The organism is Dorea sp. AM10-31 (assembly GCF_003435815.1).
Taxonomy (GTDB): domain Bacteria; phylum Bacillota; class Clostridia; order Lachnospirales; family Lachnospiraceae; genus Dorea_D; species Dorea_D hominis.
The window spans coordinates 45000-58767 of sequence record NZ_QTUV01000004.1 but is presented as its reverse complement, the minus strand read 5'-3'; the positions used below and the strand labels follow the sequence as shown (position 1 = coordinate 58767).

Genomic DNA, 13768 nt, shown 5'->3' with positions numbered 1-13768 from the left:
CACGGTCACCCGGAATTAATCGTATTTCTCTTTACGTTTCTGGCTCATCGGAAGTGCCTGCTCATTGTCAACAAGATCAACTTTCTTGCCATAAGCTTCTTCAATCAGCTCAACGTTTGTAGATTTAACGTTTGGATTCCATTTCTTCTCAGCAGCTTTTACTTCTTCACCAGCCATTGCTGTCTTCAGCATAGCAAGTGCACGGATTGCATCTTCCTGGCAAAGAGTATTGCAACCAAGTACTTCGTTCTCAATACCGGACTCAGATTTGTTGTTATCAACCATGTACTGCATGTGTTTATTACCAACAACAAGTGCTCCCTGTACTGCACAGTAAGACATACCTACTGTCGGAACACCTCTCATACCGATCTGCTCGATATGACTTGCGAAGTCAATGTGGTTATTTCCGAAACCTTCTGTTGTAACGAAAGCTCCATCCGCATCCATCATCTCTACTGTATGACCTACACGACGAGATACATAGAACTTCTCAGCATTGATCTGAGGAGATCCTACAAATACAACTCCGCAAAGGTCAACTTCCGGATCATGAAGTGCTTCCAGTACAAGAGGCTCTCTCCAATAATGTCTGGACATCTCTTTAGATGCAGGTCCGATACATGTTAATGCATGGATACATCCATCCAGTACTTCCAGCGGAGATACGCAGATCGGAACGTTTCCTAAGTCTACGTTAGCTCTTGCGCCAAGGATACCAACAGGTTCTACAGGAAGGATGAAGTTATCATGCATAGCTCCCTGTCCCATGATTTCCTTAACAATTACAACTTTTTTCTTTCCAGGACGACGGATAGATTTCAATTCCTCTGTATCTGTTACAAGGCTTTCATCTAACTCTTTCATTACTTCACGGATTTCCTGTGTAATGATGTCAAATGCTGTATGAGCAGCCATAGGTCCACGACGCTCCATGTTTGTCTTCTCCTGGATTACGATATTACCTTTGATAAAGATCTCTCCTTTATCTGGGCAACCCGGACGTCCCCACATGATGTTCTCATCAAGGTATCCTTCTGAAGAACCGAACTCACCGATCTGAACTCCGCCTTCATCTGTACCAGTCAGCATCATAACAACGCCATCAAGTACTCTTGTAACACCTTCACCGATGATTGAATCGCCTTCTTTTGTAGCGATTGGCTGAACATCCATGATAGTTTCTGAATATGTGTGATATTTATCAGGAGTGATAATTTCCAGATGGAAATCTTTAACTAATTCCTGATCAGCAATAACGTCTGCTTCAATTCCTTCACGGATGTAAAGAGTTGTTCCTTCGATCTTTGTCTCCGGTCCTCTCTTAACTTCTGTGATCTTGAAATGTTTTCTTGTTAATTCACCAGCAACTTTTTCTACGTCAGCGTCTGCTGCAGCTGCTGTGTCTGCTGTAGCTGCTCCTGCTGGAACTTCTGCTACCGCTGCTCCTGATGCTCCAAGAGCTCCAACCGGGATCTCAAGATTGATATCTTTTCCTTCTCCGATATGAATCTTTAATGTTCCACCTGCAACCGGTGCTGCAACTGGTGCTGCTTCCTCTGCCGGTGCCTCTGCAACTTCCTCTGCCTCTGCTGCCGGTGCCTCTGTTGTAGGTGCTTTCACACCATCCAGGACATCATTTGTTAACGGGCAAAGAGAATCACAAGTTTTTGTAAGTTTTGCTCCTAATACCTCTTCGATTGTCAGGCATCCATCCAGAGTTAATAATCCTGAATCTACCAAATCATCAAAGATAGCCGGATCTTCCAGATTAGCTGGTTCAATTGTGATGCCAGCTTCTGCTCTACAGCATAATACCGCAGGATCATGAGCATGTTCTTTAGCTGTTTCAGCTGTGATTGACATATTGTTTCCCTCCTTGTATTGGTTGAAAAAATCTACCTGTGCTTTATCGCACATAGTAATGTATATATACAGCCACGCCCGGCAGAGAGATTAGTCTCTTTTTCCCCAGGCCGAAGAATCGGGGGTCTAAGGCCCTTGCCTGTACGTGACGGTATTACCTAAAATAGAATGTGATTAAAAGTCAATATCCTGACTTACCTGTTTAGAAACTCTCAGAGTTCTGTACAGTGGATGTCCGACTGTTCTCATAACATGGTCTGTCTGATGGAATACTTTCAAGCCCATCTTCGGTCCGGATGCCATAACTGTGTTAGAGCAGTCAGAGCAGTTACCGATGATGATATATTCACATTTGTCTTTCTTGAACTGCAGGTTGTTCTTAACCTGTCCAGGGCAGTTACCAGGTCTTAAGCACTTAAGCGGTGCTCCTGGTTTATTCTCGATTGCCTGTTTACATCTGCACATAGAAACAACGTTTCCATTCATCTTCTTAGCAATCTCTCTCATACGTTCTTCGCTTCCGCCGCAGGCACAAACTAAGATACCTACATTTGCTCCGTGAAGATCTGGGAATTCAACAGTTACAAGAATTGCTCCTGTTGTCTTAGTTATCGGTGCGTCTAATTCTGTAGATTTACCTGTGAAGGCTCCTCCCATAATGATCTCACCGTAAGGCTCTTCAATTCCGCCTGCTTTTTCGATCATCTCTCCAACGCTTACACCGATCGGCACATCCATAAATACGTGTGCTTCGTTACCGCCATTTAATTTTCCACGAACAGTCATGTTCTTGCTGATACATGGTCTCTTCTCATCGATCGCTTCTGCTACTCGACAGGCAGTCTCTACGTTAACAACTACTGCTCTTGCAGCTGATGGAAGCTGAGTTGTATCAAGGTTCACACCCAGACACTCTCTTACTACCGCACGTTCTTCTCCCATTGGATAAATATCCGGAAGCAGATGCATTGTAATAGCAGACTCCTTCTCAAGAGCTTTCTGCAGAGCTTTGATTGCTTTGTGATGTTTTTTCTTAATTGCGATAATCGTCTTCTCAGCATGTGTGATTTCCATGCAGTATTTGATACCGCGGATTACTTTATCTGTCTGTGTCTCAATCTGCTGTGTATTGTGCTCCAGTCCCGGTTCACACTCAGCAGCATTGATCAGGATATATCCACAGTCGATACTGAAATCCTTTGGCAGTTCCGGGTTGATCTCCGGATTAATCTCTCCCATCGGAGTCTCTGCCAAGTTAATGTTAAGCTTAACTCCTGTCGGGAATCCAGCTCCTCCCATTCCAACTACTCCGGCTGCTTTTACCATATCCAGTTTACTTGCATCTTCCGGCACATCGATCGGCACGAATTCATCCGGCTGCTCATCTGCAGCTTCAATGATGATTCTGTCATCTGTAATCTCTGTTACTTTTCCGTATACACTGGCATAGATGTTAGCTCCAAGTCCAGTCGGTGTAGCAATCAGTGTACCTTTTTTTACATCTGCCCCAACTTCAACGCACGGTGCACACGGTGCGCCAACATGCTGACGTAATAAAATCTGTACTTTTCCCATGACACTATTCTCTCCTTTTCTTTTATATATAAGTAAAAAACGAAACCTATACCATGGTTCGTTTACTTATTCTGACTTAACTTCGCTGTTACATTCTGTTCTTCTGACTTTTAAACTTTTAATATAATATGTAGATAATGCATACTCTCCAGCTTTCTGCTGTGAGAATATAAATCGTATAATCATTATTATTCTTTTTTTATCCGTTGTTCAGCTCGCCACATTCCTTTATTCATAGACGCTTTCTATAAGTTATTTTTTTAACGTAACTTAGCTGCACTTCTTCTGGCGGAGGCATGTGGGAATCGAACCCACCCAGGACGCTCTTAACGCCCCACACTAGTTTTGAAGACTAGGAGGCACACCAGTCACCCATCTACCCCCATATTATGCGCTTTTCATTCGCTTGTTAAGAATAGCACAATATTCGTTATTTTTCAACACTTTTTATTTAAATTTATAATATCAAAAAAGCATTGACTTTTCAAGGGTTTTCATAGATAATAGAAGCAAGAGATTAAACGCGGTACTAGAATACGGTCTATTTGTTAATTTTATGTCGTACTTTTGTATAATTATTCGTGTTTATCACTGAATTTGCTCTCATTTTTTTGAGTCTATTTTAAAAAAGGCACATTGCAAACTCGGGGTTTCTATGTGTTTTTATAAAATTTATAGAGGTTTTCTATAAATAATAATTATTCAATATCTCATATTAAGGAGGGACTAATTATGGAGTTAAAAGCAAATGTGAATTTTGCAAACTACGAGGCAGCACTTCAGGTTGTTGACGCACATACAGCCGGAGAATTTTGCCGTATGGTAATCGGGGGATTTCCAGAGCCGGAAGGCAACACCATGATTGAAAAGAAAAAATGGATGGAGGAGAATTACGATCACGTTCGTACAGCTCTGATGCTGGAGCCTAGAGGACACCACGATATGTTTGGTGGTTTCTTATGCAAACCAGTCAGCGACGAAGCAGATCTGGGAGTTATCTTCATGGATACAGGCGGATATCTGAACATGTGCGGACATTGTACAATCGGTTCCGTTACTGTTGCAATCGAAGCAGGACTCGTTGAATCCCACGAAGGTGAAAACGAAGTTGTTCTGGAAGCTCCTGCAGGAATCATTCGTACAACAGCTATGGTAGAAAACGGAAAAGTTACAGGTGTTACACTTACAAATGTACCTGCATTCGTTTACAAAGACAACTTAACAGTTAATATTGACGGAGTAGACATTCCTTATACTATTTCATTCGGTGGAAGTTTCTTCGCATTAGTTGATACAACTAAGCTTGACATCGGAGAGATCAATGCCAAGACAGTTCCGGCATACACAGCTCTCGGAATGAAGATGCGTGATAAGATCAATGCTGAAGTTAAGATTCAGCACCCAACACTTGACATCACAGAAGTTGACCTTGTTGAGTTCTACGGACCAACACCAAATCCGGATCAGGCTACTATGAGAAACGTTGTAGTATTCGGTGATGCTCAGGCTGACCGCTCACCTTGCGGAACAGGTACAAGCGCTAAACTTGCTACACTTCATAAATGGGGTGAGCTTGGCGTTGGAGAAGAATTCATTTACGAAAGCTTCATGGGAACACGTTTCAAAGGTGTAATCAAAGAAGAAACTAAGATCGGTGATTACGATGCAGTTATTCCAATGGTTACAGGTACAGCTTACCTGACAGGTGTTGCTACATATATTATCGATGGAGACGATCCGTTAAAATACGGTTTCCTTATCGGATAATTATTCATCAGATTATATTTACAAGAGAGAACCTGTTTCTTGGTTCTCTCTTGTTTTATTATAGCAGTATGGAAAATGTATCATGACAGCACGGTTACATCTCCACTTCTAACCAGCGATAAATCACATTTCACGGAATTTACCGCTCATATAACAACGAGGAAAGGAAACATCGTATGCCAAGGAAAAGACAATCCACAAAGAGCCGCATTGTTAAAGCTGCATGGAATTTATTTTTCAAAAACGGTTATGAAGATACCACTGTCGAGGATATCATAGCAGCTTCCAAGACTTCCAAAGGTACTTTTTATCATTATTTCAAAGGGAAGGAAGCTTTGTTAAACAGTTTATCTTATCTCTTTGACCAGAAATACGAAGAATTATATGGTGTGATCGATCCTGCATTGTCTGCTTATGACAAATTGCTTTTCCTGAATCATGAATTATTTTATATGATCAAGACAAGTGTGGATATCAAGCTTCTTGCTTACCTGTATTCTTCTCAGTTGATCACCAAAGACCAAAAATCTCTGTCTGATCACAAGCGTTTTTATTTCACATGGATCTCAGAGATTATTCAGACAGCTTTAGATAATGGAGAGTTCAAGAACACCAGCACCACTGAAGAATTAGTAAATATCTATGCTATGTATGAACGCGCCATTCTTTACGACTGGGCATTATTTAAAGGCAAATTTGATCTGACAGACTATAGTGACAAACTGTTACCACATGTCTTAGATACCTTTGTCGAAGGAGTTTAAAATTTTATAACAACAGGAAAAGAGCAGATGGTTTTCCATCTGCTCTTTTCCTGTTGTTAGTTATGTTGTAGTATACTTATACAAGACACTCATGCATATTTTCTTCCTGAATCCCGTTCTTCTCCATCATCGCTTTGATCTGGTCACGTTCATTCAGGTTCGCGCACCAGGAAAGTCCGCATCCCGCTGATATCGCACGCGGCACCGGAATAATCCTTCCCGGAACATTCTGCTCTTTACAAGCCTTTTCCATAGCCATAGCATCTGCTGTTGTATGGAATGTAATTATAAGTTTCATTTCTTTTTTTCTCATGTCAGTCTCACTTCTCCTCTTACTCGTCTTCTGCCAGTTCGTGGATCGCACGAATTGCAGTATCCACTTCCTCGTCTGTATTATAATGGGAAAAGCTGAATCTTACAGCTCCCTGCTCAACCGTTCCAAGTGCTTCATGCATAAGCGGTGCGCAATGCCCACCTGGTCTTGTTGAAATACCATATTCAGTAAGAAGTTCATCACTGACTTCTGCGGAATCGTAATCACCGATATTCAGTGTCACGATCGCGCAGCGCTCCTTCGTATCGAAGTCGCCGTATATTGTTACCCCCGGCACATCTTTTACGCCATTGTAAAAACGCCACATCAGTTCTTGTTCACGGGCGCGTATTGCATCCACGCCTGTTCTCTCCAGATAGTCCATGGCTGCATGAAGGCCTGCAATTCCATGTCCATTGAGCGTTCCTGCTTCAAGCGCAGTCGGCATTTGCACCGGATGTTTTTTATTGTATGTCTGCACACCACTTCCGCCAACCTTCAGCGGTCTGACTTCCAGTCCTTCTCTCACATAAATTCCACCTGTTCCCTGTGGTCCCAGCAGACCTTTATGTCCCGTAAAGCAAAGAACATCGATATGCATCTTCTGCACATCTATCGGAAATATTCCTGCAGTCTGTGACGCATCAACAACAAATAATACACCATGTTCTTTCGCCATATCGCCAATCGGTTGTAATGGGATATAATTTCCTGTCAGATTCGATCCATTTGTACAAATAATCATCTTCGTCTCAGGTGTGATCGCATCTTCTATATCACGGATATCAAGAGTCCCTTTCGGATTGCTTTTCACAATCGTAAGTTTCACTCCTTTTTCCTGCATCTCATACAGAGGACGTAATACTGAATTATGCTCCAACATCGTTGTAATCACATGATCTCCCGGATTCAGCAATCCTTTGATCGCAATGTTAAGACTCTCCGTTGAATTTGCTGTAAATGCAATCTGCTTCGGATTCTCTGCACCAAAGAAACGGCATAACTGATCTCTCGTATCATAAATCACTCTTGCCGCACTTAAGGACGCTTCATTCGCCCCTCTCCCGGCATTGCCCATTGAACTCATTGCCTGCACAACTGCATCAATCACTTCCTGTGGCTTATGCATTGTTGTAGCTGCATTATCCAAATAAATCATAATCCTTATCCTCTCATACAGGCGGATAACCGTCTGCTCTTAGTATACTTGTTTTTAATTCTCCCGTCTAATAGATATATTACATGTTCGTATCGCTTTATAGATTCCATCTATTAGTCTTGTCATTATACCGCTTTCTCGCCCTGTTCTTTCTTAAGTTCATGGCTTTCAAGCCCATAAACTTCTTTTACAATTTTCACAAAACGCTCTGCACTTCTTGATAGCTGATAATTCTTATTATATACAAGATTGATATCTCTGCCGTCATCACTCTCCGGAATAGGGAATGCAAGGAGAAATCCTGCTGCCACTTCATCTTTTGTTGCCAGCTTTGATAATACAGAAATTCCCATTCCCTGTCTGACAGACTTCTTGATTGTCTCCTGATTCTCAATACTTGCAATGATGTCCAGGTCTGTCATCTTGATTCCGGCATCTTTTAACTGATTCTCTGCTTCTTTACGTGTTCCGGATCCTTCCTCACGCATGATCACATGTTCCTCTTTCATCCAGGAAATATCTTCCGGATCCATCTTCTGCAGTTTCTGATATCTTTCTGTATTCGGCGTAATAATTACCAATTCGTCCTTATAGAACGGAATATATTTGCAATGTTTCTTTTCCAGAACCGTTCCGGTAAATCCGACATCTGCCATATGATCAATAATCTGCTGTACCACTTTGCTGCTATCTGTCTCAACAATTTTAATTTGTTCATCCGGATAACGCGTATTAAAACTCATAAGTGCTTTTGGGAGAAGATACTGTGCCGGAATTGTGGAAGCTGCAATTGTAATTCCATGTTTTTTCTCACCTTTTTCCGTTCCAAAACTCTCTTCTATCTTCTTCTGCAGATCGATCATCTGCTTTGCATATTTGTATAATTCTGTGCCGTCATCAGACAGACTTACTTCTTTTGTATTTCTTACGAATAATCTTGCGTTTAATTCTTTCTCCAGCGATGAAATATGTGCACTGATCGTCGGCTGTGTCAAGAACAGATCTTTTGCCGCTTTCGAAAAACTACCACCTTCTGCTACTTTTACAAACGCTTCTAACTGTTTCAGATTCATTAGTATGCCACCCTTTCACTCTCTGCACCGGTTTTTTTCGTTACTTTGATACTGTCCATATACTCCAGAATCGGTTTTGCACTTTTTCTGCTCGTATCAAAAATGTCTCTTACCTGTGCAATTGTAATGATCGGATCTTCCGACAGTTTTGCTAAGATGATTTCCTTCGCTTTGTCCATATATTCAGTAAGCGTATACATGTCATCTGTAACTTTGACAATCTTTCCTTCTTCCAGCAAAATATTTAATATATCGTCTCCGATCTCCCGGCTGACTTTTCCAAGATCAATCTCCGTATATTTCAGGAAATCATATTTTGCTTTGCGGAAGCTGTCAAGATAGGTTCCGGATACTTTCTCATAAGTATCATCTTTGGTGACTTCATAATCAGGTGTACATAAAAATTCATCTACACGTTTGATGTGTCCGTTGTTTTCTTCTTTTTCAATAATTTTATCAAATACATTTGGCTTCACTTTTTTGAAGAAAGTCATCTGTACTTCTGCTTTTTTCATTCCATAACGGTATGGATGCTCTTCTTCGTATTTCTCCAGTGCATCCGTCAGTTTCTTCGCTGCTTCACGCTCAGAATCCGCATGCCAGACATAAGTATCTTTTCTCATCGGGAATGTGTAAATCGTTCCCTCTTCTTCCAACTCTTTTACATCTTCTTCAACTTCTTCCGGTGACAGCGCAGTAAGCTTCGCAAGCTCTGTACAGGAAATCAGTGTATCGCCGTGTGCTTTCGCATGCAATGCAATAACATCTGCGGAGGAACCAGATTCCTTTCTTTCCAGTTCTTCAATGACATCGTCCTGGAATCTGCGCTTAATCTTCGGATTCGGCTCCAGGATCATGCCTCCACCGATCGTCTCCATCGGTGAATAGAAGCGGACAACAAATTTGTCTCCTCTTCTGACTGCAATCTCTTCTTCCAGGCGAAGCTGTACATAACCACTCTCACCCGGTCCGATTTCTTCCTTGTCAAGAAGAACTGCACGACATAAAATCTCGCTTGTTCCTGTGAAGAAATGAAGCCGCGAATGATTGGTCAGCACACGTAACGATGAGTCCAGCACATTCAGTTTTACATCAAGAAGATCTGTATTCTTCATACTGTTGACCGGCGCAAGCACGCATCCTCTCTTGATCTCCTTTTTCTTAACGTTGGAAAGATTGATTGCAACCCGCTGTCCTGCGTAACATTCTTTCTTATCCTCTCCATGCACCTGAATGCTTCGGATTTTACATTCTTTGCCAATCGGATACATCTCCAATGTGTCTTCTTTGGAAATCGTTCCAGATACAAGTGTTCCGGTGATAATCGTTCCAAATCCCGACAGTGTAAATGCACGGTCAATTGGAAGACGCGGGATCGTGTGAATATCCTTCTGGACAATGTCATCGCTTGTCAGATGCACGATCTCATCGATCAGTTTGTCCAGTCCCTGTCCGGTTACGGCAGATACTTCCACCACCGGCGCTCCTTCCAGAAATGTGCCTGCCAGCTCGTCTTTTACATCTTCTTCTACGAGTTCCAGCCACTCTTCATCTACAAGATCACATTTATTCAATACAATAATACTTTTTTCAATTCCCAATAAATTCAGAATATCCATATGCTCTCTTGTCTGCGGCATGATTCCTTCGTCCGCTGCAATGACAAGCAACACAAGATCCATTCCTACTACACCAGCAACCATGTTGTTAATAAATTTCTCATGTCCCGGAACATCGATGATTCCTGCACGATCTCCACCCGGAAGGTCAAAATACGTAAATCCGAGGTCAATTGTAATTCCACGGCGCTGTTCTTCTTCCCATCGGTCTGTATTTCTTCCGGTCAGTGCTTTAATGAGTGTCGTCTTACCATGGTCTATATGCCCGGCCGTTCCAATGATGATATTTTTCATAGCCATTCTCTCCTAACGTACTTCTATCAGACTCTTCTCTTCAAACACCTGCAGTTCCTGTAACTGCTTAGCGAGTAATTTGAAATTCTGTTCATCCATCGTTCTTACGTCGATCAGCACAGTGTCATTTGCTGTTCTCGGAATCAACGGCACCGGCATATGGCGCAGTCTTTCTTCAAGCTCTGTAATGCTGATCTTCTCAGGATTGATCGCAACGCCCATACTTGCGATACGCTCCAGAGGGAGAGAACCTCCGCCAATCTGTGATTCAAGTGGAACCACACTGATCTCGGCAGAAAGCTTTGCCGCTTTTAAAATACGGCATAATTTCTTAGCATCTTTAGTCACTTCGTCTAATGATTTTGTAATCATGCGAAGAACAGGAATGTTCTGAACTGCCTTTTCTTCGGACAGATATTCCTGTAATACAAGTTCCAGCGTTGCCGCTGTAAATTTATCAATACGGAGAGCACGGGTAAGCTGGTTCTTCTTCATCATATCGATGTATTTCTTCTTACCGATAATGATACCTGCCTGTGGTCCTCCCAATAATTTGTCGCCACTGAAGCAGACAACATCCGCACCTTTTGCAATGGATTCCTGTACAGTCGGCTCGTGTGTCAGACCGTATCTTTCCAGATCAATGAGCACACCACTTCCCAAGTCTTCCACTACCGGAAGATCATGTTCCTTCGCAAGCGGGATCAGTTCATCAATCCCTACGGTATCTGTAAATCCAACAATACGGTAATTGCTTGTGTGTACCTTCAGAAGTGCCTTTGTCTCTTCTGTGATCGCATCTTCATAATCATCATAGTGTGTCTTGTTGGTTGTTCCTACTTCCACAAGTGAAGCCCCGCTCTGCTCCATAACATCCGGGATGCGGAACTTACCGCCAATCTCTACAAGCTCGCCACGGGAAACAATCACTTCCCCTCCTTTAGCAAGCGAGCTCAAAATAAGCATAACAGAAGCAGCGTTGTTATTGACTGCCATCGCAGCCTCTGCCCCTGTAATTTTGCACAACAATTTCTCGAAGTGCGAATAACGTTCGCCACGTCTTCCGGCTTCGAGATTATACTCCAGATTTGAATATCCTGTTGCAATAGCCGCTACCCTCTTCATATGTTCCGGGCTTATCGGTGCTCTTCCCAGATTGGTGTGGAGAATGGTCCCCGTACCATTCATTACCATGCGCATGTTCGGCGTATGCATTGCAGACACTGTCCGCTCGATCTTCTCCGTCAACGCTTCAATCTGTCTCTTTGCTTCCTCTTCGTCTTCACATTTTGCAATATAAGCACGCAGACGATTCATCTCCAGATGAATGGATTCCATAACCGTCTCCCGGCTATAAGTCTCTATCAACATCTGGACTTTCTCATCAGCAAGCAGCACATCCACTTTCGGGATACTGCGATACAACATATTCTTGTCCATATTTTTCTTCCTTCCACTTTTTCTTTGACTTAAAACAGTCGGATCAACTTGTCGCTCTTAGGTGCAACCTTTCCGATCACCGAAATCGTGGTATCCATGCTTGCATTCTTAAAATCTGCCAGCATCTCATTCAAATTATCCGGTGCCACACTGATTAACAATCCGCCGGATGTCTGTGGGTCATATAGCAGGTCCAGATAATACTCCGGAATAGAACCTGCGTCTACTTTCCCAATAGAATATCCTCGGTTCTTGTATGCTCCGGCCGGGACCAGTCCCATCTTCGCGAAATCGATCGCATCGGTAAGGTATGCAATGTCTTTAACATTGATTTCAAATGTCACATCACTGGCTGATGCCATCTCGACACAGTGACCGAGAAGTCCAAATCCTGTGATGTCTGTGCAGGCGCTGACGTCATATTTCTCAACCGCCTGTTTTCCTCTCTTATTCAGCGATGCCATAACCGTCTGCGCTTCTCTGATTGCTTCCGGTGATGCCATATCTGCTTTGATCGCAGTATTAACGATTCCGCTTCCTATCTGTTTCGTTAAAACCAGGATGTCTCCCGGTCTGCATCCGTAATTCTTAAAGATCTTATCCGGATGCACAAAGCCTGATACACAGAGACCATATTTCGGTTCATCATCCTGCACCGAATGTCCTCCTACCAGAACAGCTCCTGCTTCCTTCACTTTGTCTGCTCCTCCGGCAAGGATATCCCCTAAAATAGCTGGATCCAGGCAGTTCGGAAATCCAACAATATTCAAAGCTACTGCCGGTTCTCCTCCCATCGCCCACACATCACTCAGTGAATTGGCCGCTGCAATCTGTCCGAACATATATGGCTCATCTACGATCGGTGTAAAGAAATCCACCGTCTGTATCATAGCAATATCATCTGTCACTTTATATATAGCGGCATCGTCCGACGTCTCAATACCTACGATCAGGTTCTTGTCCTCGAACTTCGGCAACTTACCCAGAACCTGGGCAAGGGTCTCAGGACCAATCTTAGCTGCTCACCCTGCCGTCTTCGTCAAGCTTGTCAGTTTTACATCTGATTTCATACTTGTTTTCTCCTCTCCTTGGTATTGAATGTAACTTCCGCCTCCTGCGAGGCTGTTTCCGCTATACATCTATTATATAGCCTGTTAAATATATACAAATAAGCCGGACTTCCTGTGCGACTCACAAGTGTCCGGCTCTATTACCTCTGTTACAAAATCTGTCTGGACAAATGATTAAGGTCTGATGATCTTACCAGCACCTGCCATTGTCTCAACAATACTGTACATATTTGTTACAGTTCCTACCACCAGTTTTTCTTTCAATCCATAATAATCAAGGCATGTTCCACATGTCAGAATCTGAACCCCCTGTGCTTCCAGTGACTTCAAATCTTCCAATGAATCAGAACCTTCTGTGGTCAGAGTCGCTCCACCATTATAGAATAACATAGTTTTAGGTAAAGTATCAAGCTGTGTTATTGCAAAGATGAAACCTTTTATTAATACTTTTCCAAGTTCATCATTACCAGATCCCATGCGGTCTGAATTAATTACTACAACTGTGTTATCTCTTGCGTCCGGCATACAAGTCTCCTCTCCTTCGCTTACTGTCTCAGGTGCTCCGTTCATCTGGATCGTAACTTTGTATTCTTTGTCAGCGATCTTCTCAGACTTTACTGCACCGCCTGAGCTTTCAGCCATCTTTGTTACGTTCTGAACGGCGATCTCATTGTCAACTAAAACTTCGATCGTCTCCGGGCCTGTGAGCGCCTGCATTGCCTTTTTGGTCTTTATAACCGGGATCGGGCAATTATCTCCCATAGCATTAACTGTAATCATAATGATTCTCCTTTCATGCCTTCCCTTTTTTATCTTATATAGATATAT

The 13768-nt window shown here is 42.7% G+C and carries 11 protein-coding genes and 1 tRNA gene; 2 read left to right on the top strand and 10 right to left on the bottom strand.

From position 1 onward, the window contains the following. Window positions 1-15: 15 nt before the first annotated feature. The 3 genes from prdA to DW125_RS14020 all read right to left on the bottom strand — a co-directional run bounded on the left by prdA (window position 16) and on the right by DW125_RS14020 (window position 3825). Entirely contained in the window at window positions 16-1866 is a 1851-nt protein-coding gene (gene prdA, locus DW125_RS08015; protein ID WP_117537782.1) for a D-proline reductase (dithiol) proprotein PrdA, read from the bottom strand. A 174-nt stretch (window positions 1867-2040) separates the two neighbouring features. Beyond that, window positions 2041-3441: a proline reductase-associated electron transfer protein PrdC gene (locus tag DW125_RS08010; RefSeq protein ID WP_117537781.1), complete on the bottom strand. Its 1401-nt coding sequence runs from the start codon at window positions 3439-3441 to the stop codon at window positions 2041-2043. Between the two features lie 286 nt (window positions 3442-3727). Continuing rightward, a tRNA-Sec gene (locus DW125_RS14020) sits at window positions 3728-3825 on the bottom strand. Between the two features lie 348 nt (window positions 3826-4173). Between DW125_RS14020 and DW125_RS08005 the strand changes: the two genes are divergently transcribed. Then, on the top strand, window positions 4174-5208 hold the full coding sequence (locus tag DW125_RS08005) for a proline racemase family protein (protein WP_117537780.1): 1035 nt from the start codon (window positions 4174-4176) through the stop codon (window positions 5206-5208). Window positions 5209-5384: 176 nt separating this feature from the next. Beyond that, window positions 5385-5972 carry a TetR/AcrR family transcriptional regulator gene (locus DW125_RS08000; RefSeq protein ID WP_117537779.1) on the top strand — a complete coding sequence of 196 codons (588 nt, stop codon included), beginning with the start codon at window positions 5385-5387 and terminating at the stop codon, window positions 5970-5972. Between the two features lie 76 nt (window positions 5973-6048). Here DW125_RS08000 and DW125_RS07995 read toward each other — a convergent pair whose 3' ends face one another. The 7 genes from DW125_RS07995 to yedF all read right to left on the bottom strand — a co-directional run bounded on the left by DW125_RS07995 (window position 6049) and on the right by yedF (window position 13720). Further along, on the bottom strand, window positions 6049-6285 hold the full coding sequence (locus tag DW125_RS07995; RefSeq protein ID WP_117537778.1) for a DUF3343 domain-containing protein: 237 nt from the start codon (window positions 6283-6285) through the stop codon (window positions 6049-6051). Between the two features lie 19 nt (window positions 6286-6304). Beyond that, window positions 6305-7444: an aminotransferase class V-fold PLP-dependent enzyme gene (locus DW125_RS07990; RefSeq protein WP_021859787.1), complete on the bottom strand. Its 1140-nt coding sequence runs from the start codon at window positions 7442-7444 to the stop codon at window positions 6305-6307. A gap of 125 nt (window positions 7445-7569) precedes the next feature. Next, window positions 7570-8517: a selenium metabolism-associated LysR family transcriptional regulator gene (locus tag DW125_RS07985; protein ID WP_117537777.1), complete on the bottom strand. Its 948-nt coding sequence runs from the start codon at window positions 8515-8517 to the stop codon at window positions 7570-7572. Continuing rightward, window positions 8517-10430, bottom strand: coding sequence for a selenocysteine-specific translation elongation factor (selB, locus tag DW125_RS07980; protein WP_117537776.1), 1914 nt, complete (start codon window positions 10428-10430; stop codon window positions 8517-8519). The genes DW125_RS07985 and selB overlap by 1 nt, the downstream gene beginning before the upstream one ends. A gap of 12 nt (window positions 10431-10442) precedes the next feature. After that, on the bottom strand, window positions 10443-11870 hold the full coding sequence (selA, locus tag DW125_RS07975) for an L-seryl-tRNA(Sec) selenium transferase (protein ID WP_117537775.1): 1428 nt from the start codon (window positions 11868-11870) through the stop codon (window positions 10443-10445). A 29-nt stretch (window positions 11871-11899) separates the two neighbouring features. Beyond that, window positions 11900-12940, bottom strand: coding sequence for a selenide, water dikinase SelD (gene selD / locus DW125_RS07970; protein ID WP_186855938.1), 1041 nt, complete (start codon window positions 12938-12940; stop codon window positions 11900-11902). Window positions 12941-13114: 174 nt separating this feature from the next. Then, window positions 13115-13720: a sulfurtransferase-like selenium metabolism protein YedF gene (yedF, locus tag DW125_RS07965; RefSeq protein ID WP_021859792.1), complete on the bottom strand. Its 606-nt coding sequence runs from the start codon at window positions 13718-13720 to the stop codon at window positions 13115-13117. Window positions 13721-13768 lie beyond the last annotated feature (48 nt).